This is a genomic window from Synechococcus sp. CCAP 1479/9 (assembly GCF_019038535.1).
Lineage (GTDB): Bacteria > Cyanobacteriota > Cyanobacteriia > PCC-6307 > Cyanobiaceae > Cyanobium.
The window spans coordinates 223,845-247,117 of record NZ_JAFKRK010000008.1; the positions used below are offsets into that span (position 1 = coordinate 223,845).

25 protein-coding genes are annotated in these 23,273 nt (G+C 71.6%); 4 read left to right on the forward strand and 21 right to left on the reverse strand.

Annotated elements, in window-relative coordinates; all coding sequences use genetic code 11:
• Positions 1-17 precede the first annotated feature (17 nt).
• The 11 genes from KUG38_RS04060 to KUG38_RS04110 form a co-directional block, all read right to left on the reverse strand.
• The gene (locus KUG38_RS04060; protein WP_216919218.1) at positions 18-1,355 is read right to left on the reverse strand and encodes a homoserine dehydrogenase; all 1,338 of its coding nucleotides are present in this window, start codon (positions 1,353-1,355) and stop codon (positions 18-20) included.
• Positions 1,356-1,388: 33 nt separating this feature from the next.
• Complete coding sequence (locus tag KUG38_RS04065; RefSeq protein ID WP_216919220.1) at positions 1,389-1,808, reverse strand: SufE family protein; 420 nt, start codon at positions 1,806-1,808, stop codon at positions 1,389-1,391.
• Positions 1,809-1,825: 17 nt separating this feature from the next.
• Positions 1,826-2,335 carry a hypothetical protein gene (locus tag KUG38_RS04070; protein ID WP_216919222.1) on the reverse strand — a complete coding sequence of 170 codons (510 nt, stop codon included), beginning with the start codon at positions 2,333-2,335 and terminating at the stop codon, positions 1,826-1,828.
• Positions 2,336-2,342: 7 nt separating this feature from the next.
• The gene (locus KUG38_RS04075; protein ID WP_216919224.1) at positions 2,343-2,519 is read right to left on the reverse strand and encodes a hypothetical protein; all 177 of its coding nucleotides are present in this window, start codon (positions 2,517-2,519) and stop codon (positions 2,343-2,345) included.
• Between the two features lie 69 nt (positions 2,520-2,588).
• A complete protein-coding gene (locus KUG38_RS04080; protein WP_216919226.1) occupies positions 2,589-3,209 on the reverse strand; it encodes a 5-formyltetrahydrofolate cyclo-ligase in 621 nt (206 codons plus the stop codon).
• Positions 3,206-3,688, reverse strand: coding sequence for a crossover junction endodeoxyribonuclease RuvC (gene ruvC / locus KUG38_RS04085; protein WP_094584836.1), 483 nt, complete (start codon positions 3,686-3,688; stop codon positions 3,206-3,208). Before ruvC ends, KUG38_RS04080 begins: the two co-directional genes overlap by 4 nt.
• Positions 3,685-4,770 (reverse strand): magnesium chelatase ATPase subunit I, encoded by a 1,086-nt coding sequence (gene bchI, locus KUG38_RS04090; protein WP_216919228.1) that lies wholly within the window; start codon positions 4,768-4,770, stop codon positions 3,685-3,687. Before bchI ends, ruvC begins: the two co-directional genes overlap by 4 nt.
• A complete protein-coding gene (locus tag KUG38_RS04095) occupies positions 4,767-6,260 on the reverse strand; it encodes a DUF3370 domain-containing protein (RefSeq protein ID WP_216919230.1) in 1,494 nt (497 codons plus the stop codon). Before KUG38_RS04095 ends, bchI begins: the two co-directional genes overlap by 4 nt.
• Positions 6,260-7,324 carry a serine hydrolase gene (locus KUG38_RS04100; RefSeq protein ID WP_353617705.1) on the reverse strand — a complete coding sequence of 355 codons (1,065 nt, stop codon included), beginning with the start codon at positions 7,322-7,324 and terminating at the stop codon, positions 6,260-6,262. The genes KUG38_RS04095 and KUG38_RS04100 overlap by 1 nt, the downstream gene beginning before the upstream one ends.
• Positions 7,325-7,354: 30 nt before the next feature.
• Positions 7,355-8,113, reverse strand: a complete 759-nt coding sequence (locus KUG38_RS04105; RefSeq protein ID WP_216919231.1) for an RNA methyltransferase — start codon at positions 8,111-8,113, stop codon at positions 7,355-7,357.
• A complete protein-coding gene (locus KUG38_RS04110; RefSeq protein WP_216919232.1) occupies positions 8,110-8,502 on the reverse strand; it encodes a c-type cytochrome in 393 nt (130 codons plus the stop codon). The genes KUG38_RS04105 and KUG38_RS04110 overlap by 4 nt, the downstream gene beginning before the upstream one ends.
• Positions 8,503-8,610: 108 nt before the next feature.
• Between KUG38_RS04110 and petG the strand changes: the two genes are divergently transcribed.
• On the forward strand, positions 8,611-8,724 hold the full coding sequence (petG, locus tag KUG38_RS04115) for a cytochrome b6-f complex subunit V (RefSeq protein WP_015110794.1): 114 nt from the start codon (positions 8,611-8,613) through the stop codon (positions 8,722-8,724).
• Positions 8,725-9,124: 400 nt separating this feature from the next.
• Here petG and rsmD read toward each other — a convergent pair whose 3' ends face one another.
• The 7 genes from rsmD to KUG38_RS04150 form a co-directional block, all read right to left on the reverse strand.
• Positions 9,125-9,733, reverse strand: coding sequence for a 16S rRNA (guanine(966)-N(2))-methyltransferase RsmD (gene rsmD / locus KUG38_RS04120; RefSeq protein ID WP_216919233.1), 609 nt, complete (start codon positions 9,731-9,733; stop codon positions 9,125-9,127).
• Positions 9,730-10,353: an imidazole glycerol phosphate synthase subunit HisH gene (gene hisH / locus KUG38_RS04125; protein ID WP_216919234.1), complete on the reverse strand. Its 624-nt coding sequence runs from the start codon at positions 10,351-10,353 to the stop codon at positions 9,730-9,732. The genes rsmD and hisH overlap by 4 nt, the downstream gene beginning before the upstream one ends.
• Positions 10,350-11,495 (reverse strand): LOG family protein, encoded by a 1,146-nt coding sequence (locus KUG38_RS04130; RefSeq protein ID WP_353617706.1) that lies wholly within the window; start codon positions 11,493-11,495, stop codon positions 10,350-10,352. The genes hisH and KUG38_RS04130 overlap by 4 nt, the downstream gene beginning before the upstream one ends.
• The gene (trxA, locus tag KUG38_RS04135; protein WP_015110798.1) at positions 11,446-11,769 is read right to left on the reverse strand and encodes a thioredoxin; all 324 of its coding nucleotides are present in this window, start codon (positions 11,767-11,769) and stop codon (positions 11,446-11,448) included. The genes KUG38_RS04130 and trxA overlap by 50 nt, the downstream gene beginning before the upstream one ends.
• 243 nt (positions 11,770-12,012) lie before the next feature.
• On the reverse strand, positions 12,013-13,176 hold the full coding sequence (locus KUG38_RS04140) for a GuaB3 family IMP dehydrogenase-related protein (RefSeq protein ID WP_216919235.1): 1,164 nt from the start codon (positions 13,174-13,176) through the stop codon (positions 12,013-12,015).
• Positions 13,177-13,249: 73 nt separating this feature from the next.
• A complete protein-coding gene (locus KUG38_RS04145) occupies positions 13,250-13,870 on the reverse strand; it encodes a CAAD domain-containing protein (RefSeq protein WP_216919236.1) in 621 nt (206 codons plus the stop codon).
• A 71-nt stretch (positions 13,871-13,941) separates the two neighbouring features.
• Entirely contained in the window at positions 13,942-15,096 is a 1,155-nt protein-coding gene (locus KUG38_RS04150) for a homocysteine biosynthesis protein (protein ID WP_216919238.1), read from the reverse strand.
• A 33-nt stretch (positions 15,097-15,129) separates the two neighbouring features.
• Here KUG38_RS04150 and gyrA point away from each other — a divergent pair, with 33 nt between their 5' ends.
• The gene (gene gyrA / locus KUG38_RS04155; RefSeq protein ID WP_286195599.1) at positions 15,130-17,826 is read left to right on the forward strand and encodes a DNA gyrase subunit A; all 2,697 of its coding nucleotides are present in this window, start codon (positions 15,130-15,132) and stop codon (positions 17,824-17,826) included.
• A 45-nt stretch (positions 17,827-17,871) separates the two neighbouring features.
• On the opposite strand, the gene KUG38_RS04160 is transcribed toward gyrA, so the two are convergent.
• Positions 17,872-18,918, reverse strand: coding sequence for a ligand-gated ion channel (locus KUG38_RS04160; RefSeq protein ID WP_216919240.1), 1,047 nt, complete (start codon positions 18,916-18,918; stop codon positions 17,872-17,874).
• 14 nt (positions 18,919-18,932) lie between these two features.
• Here KUG38_RS04160 and crtL point away from each other — a divergent pair, with 14 nt between their 5' ends.
• Positions 18,933-20,189 carry a lycopene beta cyclase gene (gene crtL / locus KUG38_RS04165; RefSeq protein WP_216919242.1) on the forward strand — a complete coding sequence of 419 codons (1,257 nt, stop codon included), beginning with the start codon at positions 18,933-18,935 and terminating at the stop codon, positions 20,187-20,189.
• Here crtL and mqo read toward each other — a convergent pair.
• Positions 20,186-21,673, reverse strand: coding sequence for a malate dehydrogenase (quinone) (gene mqo, locus KUG38_RS04170; RefSeq protein WP_216919244.1), 1,488 nt, complete (start codon positions 21,671-21,673; stop codon positions 20,186-20,188). The two genes, crtL and mqo, sit on opposite strands and share 4 nt — an antisense overlap.
• Positions 21,674-21,776: 103 nt before the next feature.
• Between mqo and KUG38_RS04175 the strand changes: the two genes are divergently transcribed.
• A complete protein-coding gene (locus KUG38_RS04175) occupies positions 21,777-22,397 on the forward strand; it encodes a PAP/fibrillin family protein (protein WP_353617707.1) in 621 nt (206 codons plus the stop codon).
• A 34-nt stretch (positions 22,398-22,431) separates the two neighbouring features.
• On the opposite strand, the gene xth is transcribed toward KUG38_RS04175, so the two are convergent.
• Positions 22,432-23,268, reverse strand: coding sequence for an exodeoxyribonuclease III (gene xth / locus KUG38_RS04180; RefSeq protein WP_216919301.1), 837 nt, complete (start codon positions 23,266-23,268; stop codon positions 22,432-22,434).
• Between the last annotated feature and the right edge of the window lie 5 nt (positions 23,269-23,273).

Consider the following 23,273-nt stretch of genomic DNA (forward strand, 5'->3'; position numbering starts at 1 on the left):
GCCGGCTCAGGGCCGGCTCAGAGCGTCCGCAGGCAGGCGGCCACCGCCTCCACCCCCTCCAGGGCCTCGATCGCCCCGAGGGCCTCGCGGAAGCGGTCCTCTCGCACCTCGTGGGTGATCACGACGATCTCCGCCTCCCCCTCCCTGGCGTCGAGCTGCACGATCGACTGGATCGACACCTGGGCGGCACCGAAGCAGGTGCCGATGCGTCCGATCACGCCGGCCTCGTCGCGGGTGCGCAGCCGGACGTAGTTGCGGTGGCGGGTCATGGAGCCGTCCACCAGGCTGCAGTGGCGCCAGCTGCTGGCGGCCAGCAGGGGATCGAGGCCCGCCTGGGGGCCGCCCACCTGGCGAATCCCGGCGATGTTGAGGATGTCGGCCACCACCGCCGAGGCGGTGGGTCCGGCCCCGGCGCCAGGCCCGAAGAACATCACCTGGCCCACCGGATCCCCTTCCACCAGGATCGCGTTGTTGACCCCGTGCACCCCCGCCAGGGGATGGTGCTTGGGCAGGAGGGTGGGGTGCACCCGCACGTCGAGGGACACGCCACCGGGCGGTTCGGCGCTGTGGCCGTCGCCAGCGGCGGCGCCATCCTCCTCCACCTTTTCGGCCACCGCCAGCAGCTTCACCACGAAGCCCAGCTGGGCCGCATAGGCCACGTCGCGGGCGTCGAGCCGGTCGATGCCTTCGGTGGCGATGCCGCCGCGCTCCACAGGGCCGCCGTAGGCCAGGCCGGCCAGGATGGCGATCTTGTCGGCCGCGTCACCCCCCTCCACATCGGCGGCGGGGTCGGCTTCGGCGTAGCCGAGCCGCTGGGCGTCGGCCAGCACCTCGGCGTAGGCCGCCCCCTCGTCGGCCATGCGGCTGAGGATGTAGTTGGTGGTGCCGTTGATGATGCCGCTGACCCGGCGGATGCGGTTGCCGCCCAGGGACTGCTTGATCGGTTCGATGATCGGGATGCCACCGCCCACGGCGGCCTCGATCAGCACGTAGACGCCCTTGGCGGCGGCGGCGGCGGCGATCTCCTGGCCGTAGCGGGCGATCACCGCCTTGTTGGCCGTGACCACCGGCTTACCGGCGGCGATGGCCCGCAGGATCAGGCTGCGGGCGGGCTCAAGCCCCCCCATCACCTCCACGACGATGTCCACCGCGGGATCGTCGATGACCGCCTCGGGGTCGGTGGTGAGACGCTCCGGGGGCAGGGTCAGGGGTCGGGGGCGGCTGAGGTCACGCACGGCCACCCTTTCCAGCACCAGTTCACCGACCAGGGGATGGCGCCCCTGGGGACTGGCCAGGATCGCCGCCACCCCGCTCCCCACCGTGCCCAGCCCGAGCAAGCCGATGCCGATGGCCATGGGCTGCAACCCCGCAAACCACCATCCTAGAAATCAACCGGCGTCCAGCCGGCTGGCCTGGGCCTGCATGCTGCGAAGGATGTTGAGGAAACCGTTGGCCCGGGACGGCGTCAGGCTCGCCTGCAGGCCCGTGGCGGCGATGAAGGAGGGATCCAGGGCGGTGGCCTCGGCCGGGGTCAGGCCCTCCAGCCCCTCGATCAGCAGGGCCAGCAGCCCCTTGGTGATCTGGGCATCGGAATCGCCGCGCCAGTGGAGCCGACCCTCCTGGAGGTTGCCCACCACGTAGACCTGCGACACACACCCCTTCACCTTGAAGGCGTCCTGGCGCAGCTCCTCGGGGAAGGGCTCCAGCTTCTTGGCCAGCCACAGCACGTATTCGTAGCGGCGCCGGGGGTCGCTGGTGCTCCCCAGCCGTTCCACGATCCGGTCAAGAGCGGGACTGCCGGTGGCCATGGACGACACGCAGGGAATCAGGACGGGCGGCGCGTCCGCAGCATCCCGGCCAGACCGGCCACGGCGAGCACGCCGAGGGGGGGCAGATAGGCCCATCCCTCCAACCGAGGGTAGGGATGGGAGCGGCTCACCCGTGCGGGTCCCGCAGGCGTGGCGGCGGGTTCCGGCAGCTCGAGGTAATCGCGGTGGCCCGGGCCCGCATCCACCTGCACCTCCCACTGGCGGCTGGCCTGGGGCGGCAGGGTGAAGACGATGCTGCCGTCGGCGCCGGTGCGCCCCAGTTCGATCGGGGTGCCCCCGTCGGGGGGGACGATGCGGACCGCGGCATCGCTGGCCGGCTGGCCGGCGGAGAACTGGCTCTGCAGGCGCAGGGTCTCGGGGCCGGGGGTGGCCGCGGAGCTGTTCAGGGACGCGTTGAGGCTGGTGAGCCGCTCCAGGCTGCTCTCGATGGCGTGGGCGCGGACCTGCGTGGGGGCGACCACAAGGGCGGCAAGGCCGACCAGCCCGGTGAACAGAAGGGGCTTCATCCGTGAATCAGGAGGCTTTCCAGCGACTATCGCTGCTTTTGCCCGCCTGCACCATCCTGGCGACCGAACTGACCATCATCGAGAGGGCGTCGCTGGAGGCGCCACGGCCCTGGATCTCGGAGGTCATCACCCGCTCGGCGGCCGTCAGGGGACGGTTCTGGAGCGACGAGAGGATGGAATCCAAGGACGGCACGGATGCACTGCCCCGATCCTGGCAAACGATCGGGACCTTGTCCCGGCCGCAGCTCCATCGTTAAGAGCTTGCAACCTTCCGCTGACCTGCCGGTGTCAGATGGCAGTCGCGCTCATCGATCCAGCCGTCGAAGGGAATGTCCCAGGGATCCCGGGGCAGGGCAGTGGTGAGGCAGGCGGCGGGAAGCACCGCCAGGGCGGGCACCGCCGCCCAGCGCGGATCGGCCCGCAGCCGGTCGTACCAGCCGCCCCCGGAGCCCAGCCGCAGGCCCCCGGGGTCCATGGCCAGGGCGGGCACCAGCAGCAGGGCCATGGCGGCGGGGTCCAGGTCCTCTCGCGGCTCCGGGCCGGCCGCCCCCACGGTCGGCGCCGGGATGCCGCAGGTATCGGCGGCCAGGGGATCGCCCGGCGCCCAGGGCCGGTACACCAGCTCCGGGCCGGCCACCGCCGGCAGGGCCAGCCGGCCGGCCCAGGCCGGGGCGAGGGGGCGCAGGTCCGGTTCGCTGCCGAGGGGCCAGTAGAGGCCGAGGCGGCCCGGCCGCGGCGCCAGCAGGACGTCCAGGTGCCGCCGGGCCGTCGCCAGGATTCCCGGGGCGGCCGCAGCCAGGCACTGCCGCCGCCTCTGGCGGAACAGGCGCCGCAGCTCCTCCTTGGAGCTGCCTTCGCCGGCGGGCGGACTCACCGCTGAAACCAGCCGGTCAACGCCACCGCCAGGGCGTCGGCGGCGTCGTCGGGGCGGGGGGGGTGCTCCAGATCCAGCTCCCGCATCACCGCCGCCAGCACCTCGTCCTTCTCGGCATGGCCCGAACCCGCCAGCGCCAGCTTGATCTGCATCGGCGGGAACTCCACCACCGGAATGGCGAAGCGGGCCAGGGTCATCATCACCACCCCCCGGGCCTGCACCACCGCGATCGTGGTGCTGGAGCGGTAGAAGAAGAACTTCTCCACCGCCGCCAGCTGGGGCCGCCAGCGGCGCACGATCACCCGCAGATCGCGGGCAATCTCCACCATCCGATCCCCGTCGCTGCGGCCGGGTTCGGTGCGGATCATGCCGCAGTCGAGCAGGCGCTGGTGGCCGCCGCCCGCGGCGGAGCGACCTTCCACATCGATCACCCCGTAGCCGACGCGCGCCAGCCCGGGATCGATGCCCAGAATCCTCACCCCGCCAGGGCCAGCTGGAAGGCGGAGGGGTCGCCGGCGGGGCGATCGAACACCTTGCAGAACGTCTTCACCACCCGCTCGCCGGAGTCGATCTGCTCGAGGGGGTCCTTGCGCAGCCGGTGGCGCAGGCAGCAGGCCACCACCCGGGCCACGTCGTCGTCGCTCACCTCGAGATGGCCTTCGAAGGCCGCCAGGGCCCGGGCGGCCCGGTTGGTGACGATGTCGCCCCGCAGGCCGTCCACGTCCAGATCGCCGCAGACCGCCGAAATGCGGATGCGCAGGTCGTCGTCGATGGACACCTGGGGCAGCCGCTCCTGGGCCTCCACCACCCGGGCCTGCAGGGCCTCCTGGGTGCTCTGCAGCCGGTCGCTGAAGCTGTCGGGGTCGGCATCGAAGCTGGTGCGCTGATCCACTACCTGCACCCGCAGCTCCGGGTCCCGCACGGTGCGCACCTCCACGCTCATGCCGAAGCGATCCAGCAGCTGGGGACGCAGCTCACCCTCCTCCGGGTTGCCGGAGCCGATCAGCACGAAACGGGCCGGGTGCCGCACCGACACGCCCTCCCGCTCCACCGTGTTCCAGCCCGAGGCGGCCGAATCCAGCAGCACGTCCACCAGGTGGTCGTCGAGCAGGTTCACCTCGTCGACGTAGAGCAGGCCGCGGTTGGCCTTGGCCAGCAGCCCCGGCTCGAAGGCGCGCACGCCCTCGCTGAGGGCCTTCTCGATGTCGATCGTGCCGCAGAGGCGGTCTTCGGTGGCCCCCAGCGGCAGGTCGACCATCGGCACCTGGCGGGCCTCCACCGGCAGCTGTTCGCCCCGCTCGGCCCGCAGGCGCACCTCGCTGCTCTGCAGGTCGGGGTCGCTCGGGGAGCTGTTGTAGGGGTCCCCCGCCACCACGTCGATCGCCGGCAGCAGATCGGCGAGGGCCCGGATGGTGGTGGATTTGCCCGTGCCCCGGTCGCCCATGATCATTACCCCGCCGATGCGGGGATCGATCACGTTGAGCAGCAGCGCCAGCTTCATCTCCTCCTGACCCACGATGGCGGTGAAGGGGAAGACCCTGCGCTTCCTGGTTGGCGTCACGGACGGCTTGCGGGCGAAGTCCCGGATTGTTTCACAGCCGCCCCTGGGGCCGCCGGCGTCACCACCGGAATCAGCGACAGCACCTGGGGAGGGGTGGCGTCGGCGGGATAGATGAGCCGCACCCGCAGCTGCCGTTCCTGGCCGGGGCGCAGGCTGACCGTGCCCAGGGGCGGGCCCTCCTGACCGGCCCGCAGCACCAGGTGGAAGCGGCGCCGTCCCCCCGGGCCGCCCGCCTCGTTGTCGAGGCCGCTGACCTCCACGGTGCCCCGGAACATCACCGCCCGCGCCGGCGTGGTGTTGAAGCGCAGGCCGCCCAGGGGCTGGTCGCTCTTGAGCGGCGATTCCAGGGCCAGGGCAAGTTGCACCGGCTTGGGGGTGTCGTTGCGCAGCGGCAGGCTGAGGTCGTAGGTGACGCCGTAGTTGCCATGGGCCGCCCAGGCGGTGCCCGGGTAGAAGGCGCGCAGGGGGGCGGTCTGCACCTGGCCGGTGCCCAGGGTGCCCCGCTCCAGCGACGCGATCGGCCAGGAGATCGGGGCCCGGCTCACCGACAGGGTCGGGCGGCCCGGATCGGTGATCCTCCCGGCCCAGGCGCTTCCCTCCTGGACCCCGCTGACGCGGGAATAGATCATCGGCCCGTTGGCCCCCCGGGGGCTGGGGCTGTGCTCCTTCGGGCTGAGGCCGCCCTGCAGCAGGCGCTGCCAGACGGCCGGATCCGGCGGGCGATCCACGGGGCCGAAGGCGGCCAGGGTGGCCACATCCACCGGACCGTCGCTGTTGAGACGCAGCTGCAGGTTGAGGCCGTTGAGCAGCGGATCGAGGCCGCGCACCGGCAGGGGCAGCACCATCAGGGTGCTCAGCTGCCCCGGCGGCAGCGTCCAGCCCTCCGGCACCAGGGGGCTGCGCTGGCGGGCCAGCAGCTCGGTGGCCACCCGGCTGCCGGGCCCAGCCCAGATCGGCGTGGTGCCCTGCTCCATCAGGGCCGGCAGGGGCAGGAAGGGGGCCGAGGGCTGGTCGGGGTTCACCGACTGGGACAGGGCGGTGGAGCCGGCCACGGTCCGCAGCTTCACCGGGACCTTGCCCCGCGGGGCCGCCACCACCGCCAGCCAGAGGGTGGAGTCGAGGCTTTCGGGGGTGCCGGCGTAGATGTGATGGCTGAACAGCTCGAAGGGGCCGCTGACGGCCGCGTTCAGGTGCGCCGCCGGCACGCCCAGGGGACGGCCGTCGTAACCCCGCTGGCCATCGAAGGTGGACAGCAGGATGCCGGGCCCCTTGATCACCTCGGGGTTGTTGTCGTTCACCATCGGCACGGCGTCCAGCCGGCCCGGCAGGGGCGCCACCGTGCCCGGGCGCAGCACCGGCGGCGCTGGGGCTGCCTGCGGCGCTGGGGCGGGCTTCGGCGCTGGGGCGGTTTGCGCCTGGGCGAACAGGGGACCGCCCAAGGCGGCCAGCCCCAGAGCGGGCAGCAGAAGGGCGCGGATGGGGGCGTTCATCAGCGTTTGATGAGGGTTTTGGTGACGGCCCCGGCCATCGCCCGGATCAGTTCGGCGGAGCGGGGATCGTTGAAGGGGCCCTTCACCATCAGGGCCAGGACGGCCCGCTGGCCGTTGGGCAGCTGGATCAGGGCGGCGTCGGAGTAGGCGATGCCGATGTCGCCGGTCTTGTTGTAGACGGTGATGCCCTCCGGCAGCAGCTCGCTGTCGGGATCGGAGGAGTCCTTGCCCATCCCCATCAGCAGGCCGAGGGGGATCAGGGTGTTGGTGCGGGAGGTGGCCATGATCTCCCGGAACAGGTCACGGGCCCGGGGCGTGAGCTTGTCGCCGGTATCCACCAGGGCGATGGAGCGGGCGAGATCGCGGGAGCTGGTGGTGTTGGTGCCGTCGAGGTCCGGCAGCCAGTTGTTCACCACCGTGGCTGTCAGGCCGAGGCTGCGGAAGCGGGTGTTGAGGGTGGTCTTGCCGCCCAGCCGGCGGATCAGCAGGTTGGTGGCGGTGTTGTCGCTCACCCGGATCATCTCCGTGGCGGCCTCGAAGAAGGGGAAGCGGGTGCCCAGGGGCTTGTTGGCCATCCAGCCGGCGCCGCCCCCCACCACCTCCTTGGTGAGCGGCATGGGCTCGTTCCAGCGCAGCTTGCCGCCATCGAGATCCTCCAGGCTGGCCAGCAGGATCGGCACCTTGATGGAACTGGCCGCCGACAGGGGCAGGTCCGGCTGCATCTGGGCGAAGCGGCCGTCGTCGAGCACCAGCAGGAAGGCGCTGGCGGTCAGCCCCTTCTGGGCCGCCGCCAGCCGGGTCCACTGCTGACTGAGGCCGACCAGTTCCTGGCGCGGTTCGAACCGTCCCAGGGCCATGGGGCCGCTGCCGGGCTTCTTCACCACCGGTGCTGCCGGCGCGGGGGTGCCGATCGCCCCCTGGACCAGGCGCGGTGCCATCAGCTTGAGGGCGGTGCCCACGATCACCCCCAGGCCCACGCCCAGCACGATCAGCCGCAGCACCAGCCCCACCGGGCGAAGCCAGGGGTTGCTGCTGCGGGGACGGGATGGACGGCCAGCGCTCACGGATGCAGGACTCTGGGGCGATGTCCGACGCTAGTGGTCCTGGGAAGAAGGGAAAGGGCGACGGCTCGCCCAGCGCAACTGGCACACCATGCCCCGCAGCAGGGCCACCTCCGGACCACTGACCTGACCGCGCTGCAGCAGGGCCCGCAGCTTGGCCATCCGGGCGGCGGCGGTGTGGGGCAGCAGGAAGCCGACCTCCAGCAGCAGCTCCCGGGCGTCGTCGAGCATGGCTTCGAGCGCCCCCCGGGGGCAGGGGCCTTCCCCGACGGGGGCCTGCGGGGCCGGGGCCTGCACCTGGGCCGGGCCGCGGCGCCCGAGGCGGTGCAGGTCGTGCAGCACCACCGCCACGGCATGGGAGAGGTTGAGGGAGCCGTGGGGGGTAGGGGTGGGAATCTGCAGCAGCCGGCCCGCCTGCAGCAGCTCGTCGTTGCTCAGCCCCCGGTCCTCCCGGCCGAACACCAGCGCCGACGGCAGGGCCCGCTCGCCGGCCAGCAGCCAGGCCAGGGCCTCATCCGGGTCCTCCAGGGGCAGGGGCTCCCCCTCGGGACGGCCCGTGGCGGCCACCACCCGTCCGCAGTCGGCCAGGGCGGCGGCCAGGGTGGGGAAGACGGTCGCCCGCTCCAGCAGGGGCAGCCCCTTGACGGCCATCAGCCGGGCCTCCTCACCGAGGGGATCGCAGCGGGGGGCGACCAGGCGCAGATCCTCGATGCCGTAGTTGCGGCAGAGCCGGGCCACGCTGCCCACGTTCAGGGGGCCGGCCGGTTCCACCAGGACCAGCGTGGGGCTCAAGGCAGGGAGTGCAGGAAGGCCAGCAGATCGGCCATGGCCTGGGGTTCGGGCTGGAAGCTGGGCATGGGCGGTGTCCGGCCGCTGACCACCTGCTGGATCAGCTGGCGATCGTTCTTGCGCCGCTCGACGCCGTGCAGATCCGGGCCCACCAGCCCCTGGGCGGCCAGCCCGTGGCAGCCGGCGCAGTTGAGCCGGAACAGGCGGCCCCCATCGGTGGCCGAGCCGGTGAGCTCGAGGGTCTGGCGGGTGTAGGGATCGGCGCGGGCCGCCGGCAGCACCACGACCACCAGCAGGATGCAGGCCACCGCCGCCAGCGTCGCCAGGGCCGCCACCAGGCTGCGGCGCCTGGCAAGGGGTTGTTCGCCCCCTAGGGGGGTGGAGGGCGTCACGGCGGCCGGGGTGGTGGGAGACGGACTGATCACAGTGCTGCGGTGGGTCTCGCGTTGCCGGCGGTGGTCGTGGAAGAATTGTGCATCGCCAGAACCGACTGCCCCTCCATGATCGAACCCCTCCTCTGCGGCATCGTGCTTGGACTGATCCCCGTGACGCTCGTGGGGCTGTTCGTGGCGGCCTGGAACCAGTACCGCCGGGGCAGTGCCCTCGGGGGCTGAGCGTTCGTTCCGACACACCCTAGCCAGTCCGGCCGCCTGGTTCCGAATCGGATCACCGGGTGGTTGGCCATGCGCTCGTGGATCGTCCAGGCGTTCCACCGCCAGGCCGATGCAGGCGCAACACGCGCATCCTTCAAAGGTGGGTGGATGGTCTGCTGCTCAGGACGCGTCCCTGCCGGCTCTGCAGCCGGGCCATGGATTCGCCGCGGCACCGCGTGAAGGCGGCGAAGCCGACCACCACGGCCGGGGACAGCCCAGAGGGCTCAACCTGATGATCAACAGAATTCAGACGGAAAAGGTGTCGATTGTCAGGTGGGCCGCTTTTCTGCAGAAGACCTGCATCCTTTGAATGGCGTGTTGATGAAGTTCGTCGGGTCGGCTGACTTCAGGCCTCTGGCGATCACGGACAAGGCTGATCCTGGGGGCCTGGAACCACATCCTGTTGCGGAGTCCGTGCTTCCAGAAGCATCACCGTGCTGCCGCCGTAGCGACGCTGATCGCGGGCTTGCCACCCCCGGGGCACCTCCGGCACGCCGTCGCTGGCGCACTCCCAGACCAGAATCCCACCGGGAGCCAGCCAGCCGCCCCTGAGCACCGCCGCCGCGATCGGGACGTACAGGCCGGCGGCGTAGGGCGGATCGGCGTAGATCAGATCGAAACCGCTCGGGTCGCTGCGGCCCAGCCAGCGCAGCACCTCATCGCCGTCCACCCGGCAGCGGGGGGTGGCCTCGGGCGAAGCCGACCGGCCCTGCCGCACCAGCTCCAGATTGGCCCGGGCCACCGCGGCGATGCGGCGGTCCCGCTCCACGGCCACCACCTCGGCTGCACCGCGCTGCAGGGCCTCGCAGGCCATCACGCCGCTGCCGCAGCAAAGGTCCAGCCAGCGGCTGCCGGGCACCCGGTTGGCCAGCAGGTTCATCACCGCCAGCCGCACCCGGGCGGCGGTGGGCCGGGCGGTGACGCCGGGGGGGCTCTGCAGCCGCCGCCCACCGCTCAGCCGCAGCGTCACAGGGAGCCGACCCAGTCGAGCCAGCGGCGCAGCATCGCTTCGCCCACGGGGCCGGACTTTTCCGGGTGGAACTGGCAGGCGGCGATTGTCCCCTGCCAGACCGCCGCGGTCACCGGGGTGCCGGCGTAGTCGACGAGGGCTGTGGTGGCCGCGGCGTCGGCCGGCTCGGCGGCGAAGGAGTGCACGAAGTAGACCCAGGCCTCCGGGGTGGCGGCCGGCAGCAGGGGGCTGGCGGTGGCCGGGATCAGGGGCGCCCAGCCCATGTGGGGCAGGGGGTGGCCCGCCACCCGCGGCAGGGAGCGCACGCGGCCTGCCAGCACACCCAGGCCATCGGTTCGGCCTTCCTCGCTGGCCTCGAACAGCAACTGAAGCCCCAGGCAGATCCCCAGCAGCGGGCGGCCGCTGGCGCAGGAGCGGCGCAGGGCCGGCTCGAGCCCGGCCGAGCGCAGCCGCTCCATGGCCGGATCGAAGGCGCCCACGCCCGGCAGCACCAGGGCGTCGCAGGCCTCCAGGTGGGCAGGGTCGTGCACGCTCACCAGCTCGGCGCCCAGCCGCGCAAAGGTGCGCTGCACCGAATGGAGATTGCCCATGCCGTAGTCGATCAGGCCGATGCGGCTCATGGCTGGCTGACGCTCGGGACCCGCTCGGCCGGATGCTCCAGGGCCGGGGAGGCCGGCAGGTCGAGGCCGTTGAGGTGGTCGATGAACTGGTAGAGCCGGCCGACGCGGCGCTTGTCGAAGCGCAGCCGCAGGCAGGGCCGCAGCAGGCCGTTGTCGTCGACGCCCTCACCCGTCTGGATGGCTCCGTCCTCCAGCAGGTCGGCGAAGCGGCGGTTCAGCTCCGGCAGCAGGCTGCGGGGTACCTCGGCGTTGAGCAGCAGCTCGATGCGGTCCTGGCCCAGCTGGGCGCTGTGGAACACCCGGTAGAACCGGCAGATGTGGGCCACGGCGTCCTCGGCGCTGGAGGCTTCCACCATCAGATCCACATCCTCCGGGGAGATCAGTCCCCGGGTGGCGAGCTCCTGGTGCACGTTGCGCTTCCAGACCTTCCAGAAATCGTCGCCGTCCGGGGAGAGCAGCACGAGGGGAATCGGCGATGTGCGTCCCGTCTGGATGAGGGTGAGGCACTCGAACAGTTCATCGAGGGTGCCGAATCCCCCGGGCATCACCACGAGGGCATCGCTCTCCATCAGGAAGAACAGCTTGCGGGTGAAGAAGTAGCGGAAGTAGAGGAGGCGCCCATCGCAGGCGCTCACGTAGGGGTTGGGATGCTGCTCGAAGGGCAGATCCACGTTCAGCCCGATGCTGTGCTCGCAACCCGCGCCGCTGTTGGCGCCCTCCATGACGCCGGCGCCGGCTCCCGTCATCACCTCGAAACCGGCCTCCACCGCCTGGCGGGCGACGTCCTCGGCCAGCAGGTAGCAGGGGTCCTCGCGGCGGGTGCGGGCCGAGCCGAAGACGCTGATCTTGCGCGCGCTGCGCCTGGGGCGGAAGACCTCCAGGGCCTCGCTGATGTCGGCCAGACAGCCGGCGATCAGGCGCCACTCCTCCTCCTCCTTCTCCTGACGCGCCACCTGGAGCAGCGACACCACGGCGCGCTCGATCTGACGGCGCTGGGGGTGGCCGTGGAGAGCTTCGGCGAGGGCCTGCAGGGGGCTGATGCCCGCCGCCGGCGGGGGATTCGGGGGGAGGCGCGGCGTCAGCGGAGCGGTGTCAGAGGTATTTGGAGATGGTGCCCGACAGGGTGTTCTTGGGAACGGCACCTACCACGGTGTCGACCTTCTGACCACCCTTGAAGAGCATCAGGGTGGGAATGCTGCGGATGCCGTACTGGCTGGCGACGTTGGGGTTTTCGTCGGTGTTGAGCTTGTAGACGCGGATCTTGCCCTCGTATTCCTTGGCGATTTCATCGACGATCGGGGCCACCATGCGGCAGGGACCACACCAGGGTGCCCAGAAATCAACCAGCACGGGCACATCACTCTTGAGCACGTCTTGCTCGAAGGAGGCGTCGGTGACGGCAGCGGCGCTGGACATTCCTTGCAGACTCGGGATGTAGTGAATCTAGCAACCGGGTTCGGCCGCTCTTCCCGGGAATGGGGCCAGCGTTGCAGGCCGTAGCGGAACCCGGAGGCAGGGCCGCCGGGAAACGGCGGCAGAAGACAAAAAGCCCGGACACGCCGGGCCGGGGGGTGTGAGGAGTGTGCGAGCCGGAGCCCCCACATCCAGAGGTTAGCCCCCATCTCGCCTTGAGGCCGTGGCGTCCAGACCTGGGACGACCTACTTGCCCATGCCCAGCTGCTGGGCCTTCTGGTACACCTTGCCCTCGGTCAGAAGGGAGGGCGCCACCACCACCTCCACCTCGCGCATCTCCTTGAGGGTGCGGGCCCCCAGGGTGCCCATGGAGGTGCGGATGCAGCCCAGGAGGTTCTGGGTGCCGTCGTCGAGGCCGGCCGGGCCGCGCAGGATCTTCTCCAGGCTGCCGGTGGTGCCCACCTTGATGCGGGTGCCCCGGGGCAGCACCGGGCTGGGGGTGGCCATCCCCCAGTGGAAACCGCGGCCGGGGGCCTCGGCGGCCCGGGCGATCGGGGAGCCGATCATCACCGCATCGGCCCCGCAGGCCAGGCACTTGCAGATGTCCCCGCCGGTGACGATGCCGCCATCGGCCACCACCGGCACGTAGCGGCCGCTCTCCTTCTCGTAGTCGTCCCGGGCGGCGGCGCAGTCGGCCACGGCCGTGGCCTGGGGAATGCCGACGCCCAGCACCCCGCGGGAGGTGCAGGCGGCCCCGGGGCCGATGCCCACCATCACCCCGGCGGCCCCCGCCCGCATCAGCTGCAGGGTGACGTCGTAGGTGACGCAGTTGCCGATCACCACCGGCACGCCGAGGTCGCGGCAGAGGGCGGCCAGGTCGAGGGTCTGGCGGCCTTCCGGGCCGATGTGCTCGGTGGAGACCACCGTCGCCTGGACGAAGAACAGGTCGGCGCCCGATTCCGCCACCGCCGCCCCGAAGCGCAGGGCGGCCACCGGGGTGGCACTCACCGCCGCGATGCCACCGCCCGCCTTGATCTCGGCGATCCGCTGCCGCACCAGGTCCTCACGGACCGGCTGGCTGTAAAGCTCCTGCATCAGGCCCACGAACTCGTCGCGGCCCACCGAGGCGATCCGCTCCAGGATCGGTTCGGGGTCGTCGTAGCGGCACTGGACGCCCTCAAGGTTGAGCACCCCGAGCGCCCCCAGGCGGGTGAGCTCGATGCACATGCCCACATCCACCACCCCGTCCATGGCGCTGGCGATGATCGGGATCTCCCGCTGGATCCCCCCCAGGCTCCAGCTGCTGTCGGTCACCTCGGGATCGACGGTGCGACCGCCCGGGACCAGAGCGATTTCATCGATGCCGTAGGCGCGGCGTACGGTCCGGGAGCGACCGAGCTGAATGTTCACCGTTGGACGGACACAGTGGGCACAAACTATCAACCGGTCCGCGATGGCCCCCGGCCCGTGCCCGTGCCCTGGATCACTCCCGCCCGCGGAAGTCGTTCCAGCGGCGGCTCCAGTCGGCGAAGACCTGGTCCCGGTCGCTCTTGCGCACCAGCCGGGTGGCGGTGAACCGGAGCGCGGCGATCAGGCCCACCAGCTCCAGCAGGCCGCCCACCAGGGGCAGGCTGTCGAGGGTGCCGATCAGGGACGCGTAGACCCGCAGCAGCAGCACCACCCCGATCAGGATCGCCAGCCCCTTGAGGGGGCCACGGAAGCGCTGCCACTGGGCCTGCAGTTCGCCGCTGCCCAGCCAGTCCTTGATCTTCTGCAGCAGCAGATCGAACTCGCCGCCGCCCTCGCCGCCCGGCTCCGCCGAGCCCTCCAGGGGGGGCACCTCCAGGGTGGCGGTGATGCCGGGTTCCGGCTCGCTCACAGGCGTGGGCACCGGCGCCGGGATCTCGCTGTCGGCTTCGGCCAGGGGCTCCAACCCGGCACTCATCGGCTCCGGTTCCGGCTCCGGGCTCACGCCGAACGGGTCGGGGGCCGCGTGCTCAGGCTCATGGGCCACGGGTTCCGCCGCCCACGGCTGCGGCGACGGTCCGTTCTCCTGGCCCTCAGGGCTGGAGGGGGGCTCGGGGCTGAAGGGGGTCTCGGCCATGGCAGGCGCCGGCAGCTCACGGCGGAGCTTACGGCCGTTTTCCCCCACCGCCCCGGAGGTGTGCAGGGAGTTCAGCTGTCGAGGGGAATCAGCCCACCACGGCCGGAGAGGGGCCGGACCGGCAGGCGCAGCGGAAAGCGGTCCTCCTCGAGCCAGGTGATCAGCTCGGCGCCGATCGACTCGGCCAGCCGTGGGCTGTGGGCCGGAGCGGCGGTGACGCGGCGTCCCTCCACCTGGATCCGGCCGGACCTGAGCCGGGCGTAGCTGACCGAACCGAGGCGGGGCCGCAGGCGGCGAGGAATGGAGACATCCAGCACCGGCGCCTCCAGGTCCTCGTCGCCGCAGGCGGCCTGGCGGGCGACCGCTTCGTTGATCAGGGGGATCGGAGCCGCCAGGCCCACCAGCAGGGCGGCGCCGTGGCCCTCGAAGAAGCAGGGCCGCAGCCATTCGGGCCGCAGGCCGTGCAGATCCACGCTCACCGTCGCCACCGCCCCGGGGCTGAGGGCGTGGCCGGCGGCGGAGCGCGGGACGCCGGGCTGGTGGCCGCTGCCGCTGCCCACCACCCAGCCGATGGCCCCCGCCACCAGCACCGGTGAACCAGGCCCCAGCAGCGCCAGCCCCGGCATGGTCAGGCCGATGCTGCCGGCACCGCCGCAGCTGTGCAGGGCATTGCCGAACGGTCCCAGCACGGGCCCCCATGGGCTGCGCAGCACCCCCTCGGCGCTGCTCACCGCCACCAGGCCGTTCTCGGTGATGCCCCGGTGCAGCAGCAGCCGGCCGGAGCCGATCCGCTCCAGATCCAGCTGGGCCTGCAGGTCCCGGCGGGGGTGCAGGGCGGTGATGTCTCCGGTGGCGGCGAGGGTCAGGCTCCCGCCGCGGAGCAGCCGGTCGAGCAGGTGGGCGCCCCCCTGCCGCTGGGCTTCCCCGAGCCCACCGCCGATGGGCAGCACCAGGTCGCCGCCACCGCCGCCGCTCTGGGCGCCGAGGGATTCCAGCTGGGCATCCCGGAAGCGGATCGGCGGATCGCTGGGGCCGATGTTGAGGTGCAGGCTGCCCTGATCGGTGAATTCGGCATTGGCGGCCACCACCACGTCGGTGGCCGCGTAGGCCTCCGCCAGCCCCGCCTCGGCCACCAGCCGGCGGAAGTCGGCGGCGGCCCGCACCCGCAGCACACCCTTGCGCTGGCGCTGGCGCAGGGCCGATTCACTCCGGGCCGGCAGGGTCATCGATAGAGTGGGTTGTGCCCCATACGGTCTTGCATGGCGGATCCAACCGGACCCGGTGAATCCGACGGACGGATCATCCAGACCGACCTGCGCAATGAGATGTCGCGCTCCTACCTGGAGTATGCGATGAGCGTGATCGTGGGCCGGGCCCTGCCCGATGCCCGCGACGGCCTCAAGCCGGTGCACCGGCGCATCCTGTACGCGATGTACGAGCTCGGTCTCACGAGCGACAGGCCCTACCGGAAATGTGCCCGTGTGGTGGGGGAGGTGCTCGGCAAGTACCACCCCCACGGCGACACGGCCGTCTACGACGCCCTGGTGCGCATGGCCCAGGACTTCTCGATGCGGATGCCCCTGATTGACGGGCACGGCAACTTCGGCTCGGTCGACAACGATCCGCCGGCCGCGATGCGGTACACGGAATCGCGGCTGCAGGCCCTGACCACCGACAGCCTGCTGGAGGACATCGAAGCCGAAACCGTCGACTACATCGACAACTTCGACGGCTCCCAGCAGGAACCCACCGTGATGCCGGCCCGGGTGCCGCATCTGCTGCTCAACGGCTCCTCCGGCATCGCCGTGGGGATGGCGACCAACATCCCCCCCCACAACCTCACCGAGCTGATCGACGGCCTGCTGGCCCTGATCGACGATCCGGAGATCGAGGACCGGGCCCTGATGGCGATCATCCCCGGCCCCGATTTCCCCACCGGCGGCCAGATCCTCGGCCGCCGCGGCATCCGCGAGACCTACACCACCGGCCGGGGTTCGATCACCATGCGCGGCGTGGCCTCCATCGAAACGGTGGAAGCCAAGGGCCGCCCCGACCGGGATGCGGTGATCATCACCGAACTCCCCTACCAGACCAACAAGGCCTCCCTGATCGAGCGCATCGCCGAGCTGGTCAACGACAAGAAGCTCGAGGGCATCGCCGACATCCGCGACGAGAGCGATCGCGACGGCATGCGCATCGTGATCGAACTGCGTCGCGACGCCTACCCCCAGGTGGTGCTGAACAACCTGTTCAAGCTCACGCCGCTGCAGAACAACTTCAGCGCCTACATGCTGGCCCTGGTGAAGGGCGAACCGGTGCTGCTCACCCTCGGCAGGATGCTGCGGGTGTTCCTCGAGTTCCGCATCGAGACGATCGAGCGGCGCACCCGTTACTTCCTGCGCAAGGCGGAGGAGCGCGACCACATCCTGCAGGGTCTGCTGCTGGCCCTCGACCAGCTCGACCCGATCATCGCCCTCATCCGGGCCGCCCCCGACACCGCCACCGCCCGGGCCCAGCTCCAGGAGCGCCATGGCCTCAGTGAGATCCAGGCCGACGCCATCCTGCAGATGCAGCTGCGGCGGCTCACGGCCCTGGAGGCCGACAAGATCCGGCTCGAACACGACGACCTCGTCGCCAAGATCGCCGACTACAAGGACATCCTCGGCCGCCGGGAGCGGGTGCTGGGGCTGATCCAGGAGGAGCTCCAGGTGCTCCGCGCCCGTTACGACTCCCCCCGCCGCACCGAGATCCTCGACCTCGAGGGTGGGCTGGAGGACATCGACCTGATCGCCAACGAGCGCTCGGTGGTGCTGCTCACCGAGAACGGTTATCTCAAGCGGATGCCGGTGAGCGAGTTCGAGGCCACCAGCCGCGGCACCCGCGGCAAGGCCGGCACCCGCAGCCAGGGCGAGGAGGCGGTGAAGCTGTTCATCAGCTGCAACGACCACGACGCCCTGCTGCTGTTCAGCGACCGGGGGGTGGTGTATTCGATTCCCGCCTACCGGGTGCCGATCTCCAGCCGTTCCGCCAAGGGCACGCCGATCGTGCAGCTGCTGCCGATTCCCCGCGAGGAGGCCATCACCTCCCTGCTGGCGGTGAGCGCCTTCGACGACGACGTCCAGCTGGTGATGCTCACCAGCGGCGGCTACATCAAGCGCACCCGCCTGTCGGCCTTCAGCAACATCCGCTCCAACGGCCTGATCGCCATCTCCCTCGAGGACGGTGACGCCCTGCGCTGGGTGCGGCTGGCCCTGCCTGGCGACAGCGTGCTGATCGGCTCCCTCAAGGGGATGACGATCCACTTCCGCCTCAGTGACGAGGAGCTGCGTCCCCTGGGCCGCACCGCCCGCGGCGTGCGGGCCATGAACCTGCGACCCGGCGACGAGCTGGTGAGCATGGATGTGCTCACGGCGGAACTGGCCGACCGGGTGGCCAGCACGGCCGAGACCGGCGCCGATGAGGAGGAGGGTGACGAGGTCGCCCCCAGTGAGGGTCCCTGGGTGCTGGTGGCCAGCGCCAGCGGTCTCGGCAAGCGGGTGCCGGTGGATCAGTTCCGGCTGCAGCGCCGCGCCGGCATGGGTCTGCGGGCGATCAAGTTCCGCCGCGACGGCGACGTGCTGGTGGGCCTCAAGGTGCTCGGGGCCGGCGAGGAGCTGCTGCTGGTGAGCGAGCGGGGGGTGATCGTGCGCATGAAGGCCGACGCCATTCCCCAGCAGTCCCGGGCGGCCACCGGCGTGCGGCTGCAGAAGCTGGATGCCGGCGATCGCCTCACCGAAGTGGTGCTGGTGCCGCCGGCCGCCGAGGAGGAGGAGCTGGCCGATGGCGCGGCGGTGGACGCCGTGGATGTCACAGCCGTCTCTGCACCTGAGGCTGCGCCCCCGACGGACGCCCCCACGGACGCCCCCGGGGCCCCGGCCGGCGAGGAGCCCACTGACCCTGAGGCCGGCGACGACTGATCCCAGCGACGACTGAGCCCAGCGCCGACTGAGCCCCCGGCGGGCTCAGCGCTGGCCCAGGGCCCAGAGCAGCAGCACCCCGTAGCCGGCCAGGCTGGCCAGCTGCAGGCCCAGCTCCAGCCGTTCGATGCGGCGTTCGAGCCGTGGGCGCTGCGGGCCGCCGCCGTCGCTGGCGAGGCGATCCAGCCGGTTGGCGCACCAGATGAACTCGCAGAAGAACACCAGGGTCACCAGGTAGGAAAAGGCGTAGAGCCCATCCATCACGGTGAGATAGGGCAGGGACGGCAGGGAGTCGCGGTAGGCCTGCTGCATGAACACCAGCGTCAGCAGGATCACCGGTGGGATCGCCAGGCGCTCGGAGCTGAAGCCGGCCCGCAGGTTGGGGGTGAGCAGCATCACCACCATCGTGATTGTCAGGGGGAGCAGCCACTTCACCAGCGCCGCCCAGCCGATCGGGTCGTAGAGCAGCTCCATCTCCACGCCGCCGCGGCTGGGGAACAGGCGCCAGCTGCGGAGCCGGTAGCCGTTCATGTTGCTGCGGCGGCTGACGCCGGAGGCGGCGCTGTCGGCTTCCAGCCGAATCCGGGGCGGCTTGGCGATCGTGGCGGGAAAGCTGGGGTCGGGCACCAGCCGGATCTGCAGCGGCAGGGTGCCGAAGGGGTATCCCCGATAGTCGATCTCATCGGAGTAGAAGTTGCCGTTGAAGCGGTAGTCGCGGCCCAGATCCGCCCCCAACCGCAGCGGACCGCTGCTGGCCTCCAGCAGGGAGTCCCAGGGCTCCACCAGGTTCTGGAAGCGCACCAGCGTGAGGGGATCCACGCCGGCCGCCAGCCACCGCCCCATCACCTCCGCCGGTGCCGACAGCCGCAGCGTCCCTTCGACGCTGAAGGTCTTCTCCCGCGAGGAGAAGCGGTAGACGTTGTCCACTGCCATGGAGACGCGGATCGTCACTGCGGAAGGCGTTCCCATCGGGGGCGCCGTCGACACCCCCGCTCTCGGCACGGCGGAACCCGCACCTGCCAGCAGGGCCAGGATCAGGAGCAGGCCCAGGCAGGCCAGCGTCGCCAGCCGTCGGCGAGCGACACCGCGCATGGCCGTGGTGCAGGATGACCCCTCACCGTACCGGCGAGATGGCGAGGGACGTGCTGGTGCTCGGCGGCGGCCCCGCCGCCCTCTGCATCGCGGCGGCCCTGGCGGACGAGGGGCTGGCCGTGGCGCTGCTGGCGCCCGACGATCCGCGCGCCCCCTGGCCCAACACCTACGGCATCTGGGGGGACGAGGTGGACGCCCTGGGCCTGGGCCATCTGCTGGAGCACCGCTGGAGCCACACGGTCAGTTACTTCGGCCCCGGTGCTCCGGACCCGGAGGCGGCGGCCAACCGCCCCACGACCCATGGCCGGGATTACGGCCTGTTCGACCGCGCCGCCCTGCAGCGGCACTGGCTGGAGGCCTGCGGGCGCGGCGGGGTGGAGATGCTCCAGGGGCTGGCCAGCGGCTGTGATGCCTCCGGGGCGTTGAGCACGGTGGAGCTGGCGGATGGGCGCCGGCTGCAGGTGCGGCTGGTGGTGGACGCCACCGGCCATCAGCCGGTGCTGGTGCAGCGGCCCGACCGGGGCCCGGTGGCCGGGCAGTCGGCCTACGGCGTCATCGGCCGCTTCTCGGCGCCGCCGGTGCAGGCCGATCAGTTCGTGCTGATGGACTACCGCGCTGACCACCTCAGCGAGGCGGAGCGGGCCGAGCCCCCCACCTTTCTCTATGCGATGGACCTGGGCGGCGGCCGCTTCTTCGTCGAGGAGACATCGCTGGCCCTGGCTCCCCCGGTGCCCTTCGAGGTGCTCCAGCAACGCCTCCACCGGCGCCTGGCCCACCGCAGCGTGCGCGTGCTGGAGGTGGAGCACGAGGAGTTCTGCCTGTTTCCGATGAACCTGCCGCTGCCGGATCTGCAGCAGCCGGTGCTGGGCTTCGGCGGGGCGGCGTCGATGGTGCACCCGGCCTCGGGCTACATGGTGGGCGCCCTGCTGCGCCGGGCCCCGGCGGTGGCGGCGGCGGTGGCGGCGGCGATGGCCGACGCCGATGCCCCCTCGGCCCTGCTGGCCCGGGCGGGCTGGGGCGCCCTCTGGCCCCCGGCGCTGCGCAGTAAGCACGCCCTGTACCAGTTCGGGCTGGGCAAGCTGATGGGTTTCAGCGAAGCCGAGCTGCGCCAGTTCTTCGCCAGCTTCTTCTCCCTGCCGGGCCCCCAGTGGTATGGCTTCCTGGCCAACACCCTGACGGTGCCGGAGCTGCTGGCGGCCATGCTGCGCCTGTTCGCCCTGTCCCCGTGGGCGGTGCGGGCCGGCCTGCTGCTGCCGCCGCGCCGGCCCTAGGCCGGCGGCGCCAGCCCCAGCACCTCGGCGCTCTCGCTGCGGATCCGCTGGCAGAGGTCGGCGTCGCTGCGAATTGATTCGCCGTAGGAGGGCAGGATCCGCTTCAGGGTGTCCTGCCAGCCGTCGGGCAGCTTCTCGCGGAAGCAGGAGTGGAGGATCTCCAGGGCGATCGCCACGGCGGCCGACGCGCCGGGGGAGGCCCCCAGCACGGCCACCAGGGAGGTGTCGGCGGCGTGCACCACCTCGGTGCCGAACTGGAGCACTCCGCCACGCCGGGCATCGGCCTTGATGATCTGCACCCGCTGGCCGGCCACCGCCAGGGTCCAGTCGGAGGGGCGGGCGGTCGGATAGAAGTCGCGCAGGGCGGCGAAGCGTTGTTCGGCGCTGGCGAACACCTGGCCGACCAGGTACTGGGTCAGGGGCAGGTTGTCCCGGGCCACCGCCAGCAGCGGCAGCAGGTTGCCGGTCCGCAGGGAGCGGGGCCAGTCGCAGAGGGAGCCGCTCTTGAGGAACTTGCTGGAGAAGCCCGCGTAGGGCCCGAACAGGATCCAGTGGCGGCCGTCGACGAGGCGGGTGTCGAGGTGGGGCACCGACATCGGCGGTGAGCCGGCGGCCGCCATCCCGTAGACCTTGGCGTGGTGGCGGCTGGCCACCGCGGGGTCGCCGCAGCGCAGCCACAGGCCGCTGACGGGAAAGCCGCCGTAGCCGCGCCCTTCCGGGATCCCCGATTTCTGCAGCAGGGTGAGGGCGCCGCCGCCGGCCCCGAGAAACACGGTGCCCGAATCGATCAGCCGGGTCTCCCCGGTGGTCTGGTTGCGGGTCTCCAGGCGCCAGCCACCCTCAGGCCGGCGCCCCAGGGATTGCACCACCGTGGAAAAGCGCGCCTCAAAGGCCCCGCTGGCCCGCAGGTGATCCAGCAGCTGGCTGGTGAGGGCCCCGAAGTTCACGTCGGTGCCGGCGGCGATGTGGGTGGCGCCGATCGCCTGGGCCGGATCCCGGCCCTCGATCAGCAGCGGCGCCCACGCCGCCACCTGGGCGTGGTCCTCGCTGTAGGCCATCCCCCGGTAGCAGTGGTGGGCGGCCATCTGCCGGTGGCGTTCCCTCAGGTAGGCCCGCCGCTCCTCCCCCAGCACGAAGCTCATGTGGGGGACGCCCTGGATGAAGGCCCCGGGGGAGCCCAGGGCCCCGTCGCGGACTAGGTGGGTCCAGAACTGGCGCGACAGGTCGAAGGCTTCGTTGATGTCGAGCGCCTTGGCGAGGCTGATCGAGCCGTCCGCCGCCATCGGGGTGTAGTTGAGCTCGCAGTTCCCCGCATGGCCCGTGCCGGCGTTGTTCCAGGCGCTGGAACTTTCCTGGGCCTCCCGGGGCAGGCCCTCGACGAGCAGGAGGCGCAGGTCCGGCCGCAGCTGCCGCAGCAGGGTGCCCAGGGTGGCGCCCATGATCCCTGCCCCGACCAGGGTCACATCGACGGTGGTCAGGGTCACGGGGTCTGCGGTGGGATCGGTTCGGCCAGCAGGCCGGGCGACACGGTATCCGATGGCCGTCGGCGCCTGGCAGCATGGATCCTGTTGCGCCCCCGTGCCGCGGGTGAGAGCAGTGACGCAGGCTCCCCCGGCCATCCCCCATGGCCCTGCCGCTGGCGCCGACGAAGCCCAGGCCTGCCGGCAGGAGCTGCTGGGGCTGCTGCGGGGCGGATCCTCCGGCGCTGCAGCCCCCGCCGCCGGGCGCATCGAGGCCCTGATCGAGCGGTTGGAGCACCTGCAGCCCGCCGATCTGACGGCCCAGGCTGACCAGCTGGCGGGGGTGTGGGAGCTGCGCTGGAGCAGCAGTTCCCTGCCCTATCTGGCGGTCAGGCCCTGGCTGGAGAATCTGCAGCTGCTCGATCCCGCCGGCGGCCGTGCCCTGAACCTGCTGCGGCCGGCCGGCCCCCTCGGGCCCCTGGCGGGGATCGCCGTGCAGGCCAGCATCGCCGTGGCTCCCGAGGCCCCCCACCAGCGGGTGTCGGTGCGCTTCGAGCGCGGGGGCTGGCTGGGGCCCAGGTTCGGAGACCAGCGGCTGGAGCTGTTCCGGCAGGTGCGGCAGAGCTTTCCCGCCTGGCTCGATGTCACCGTGCTCGATGACGCACTGCGGGTGAGCCGCGGCCAGAACGGCACCCTGTTCGCCCTGGTGCGGCGCCCGGACCTGGCCCTGGCGGCGTTTCTGGCCTGAGGGTGAGGGCCCCGAGCCCCCTCACCAGCGCCCCTCACCAGCCCCCGTCGTCGTCCCCGTCCTCGGCCGGCTCGGGCGGCCAGGCCAGGTGCACCACCACCGGCGCATGGTCGCTGGGCTGGGCGTTGCCGCGCACCCCCTTGTGGATCACGCAGCCCGTGGCGCAGGCCAGCAGCTCCTCGGAGAGATAGATGTGGTCGATGCGCCAGCCCCTGTCCATGTCCCAGGCGCCGGTGCGGTAGTCCCACCAGCTCCAGTGGCCGGCGTCCGGTTCGAAGACGCGGAACACGTCCTCCAGGCGCTCGCCCAGGGCGCCCCTCAGGGCCTGCCGCTCCGGATCGCTGGCCATGATCCCGCCGCTGAGGCGGTCCGGGTCGTGGATATCGCGGCCCTCCAGGGCGATGTTGAAGTCCCCCACCATCGCCAGGGGTTCCCCTTCGGCGTCCTGGGCCTCCAGGTAGCGCCGCAGGTACCCCAGCCACGCCAGCTTGTAGGGGTACTTGTCCGACGTCAGGGCCGAGCCATTGGGCACGTAGAGGTTGAGCACCCGCACCCCTTCGATCCAGGCACTGATCACCCGTTTCTGTTCGCCCAGCTCCTCGGCCGCCGGATCGTCCGGCAGCAGGGCGGCGAAGCCCACCCGCACGTCCTCGATCGGCAGCCGGCTGAGGATGGCCACGCCGTTGTAGGCCTTCTGTCCGCTGATCACGGCCCGGTAGCCCAGGGCCTCGAAGGCGGCGTGGGGGAACAGCTCGTCGGCCACCTTGGTCTCCTGCAGGCAGAGCACGTCGGGCGCTTCGGCCTGGAGCCAGGCGCACACCTGATCGAGTCGGGTGCGCACCGAGTTGACGTTCCAGGTGGCGATCCGCAGGGCCA